Below are 342 nucleotides of genomic sequence, written 5' to 3' on the forward strand. Positions count from 1 at the left end.
GCCGTCGTCGTGCTGGTCGCCACCGAAATCCCCTTCCATGTCTTCAAGACGGACAATTTCATCCCGACCGACGAGAAGCTGGTGGTGACGGCCTCCGATCCGGATCACCGCGTCGTGCGCGAATTCAACGCCACCAACGCGGCGGAGGAATATGCGGCCTCCGTCGGCATCGTGCCGCAGACGCTGACGCCGCTGAGCTTTGCCTCGCATCCCGTCGTGGTGAAGGTCGGCGGCGAATATTACTGCCGCTCGATCCAGCGCATGCACGCCGACGGCTCGCTGTCCTTCTTCTGCGCCATCGACTACGGCGTGGTTCTGTCCATCGCCCACCCCAAAAACATT

General features: G+C 62.6%; 1 protein-coding gene. It reads left to right on the forward strand.

The genetic code is table 11. The features are described from left to right. Positions 1-342 (forward strand): FIST C-terminal domain-containing protein (locus EN850_RS34600; protein ID WP_348642455.1); only part of this gene is annotated, 342 nt, incomplete at both ends.

The organism is Mesorhizobium sp. M8A.F.Ca.ET.207.01.1.1, from assembly GCF_004794715.1.
In the GTDB taxonomy this organism is placed as follows: domain Bacteria; phylum Pseudomonadota; class Alphaproteobacteria; order Rhizobiales; family Rhizobiaceae; genus Mesorhizobium.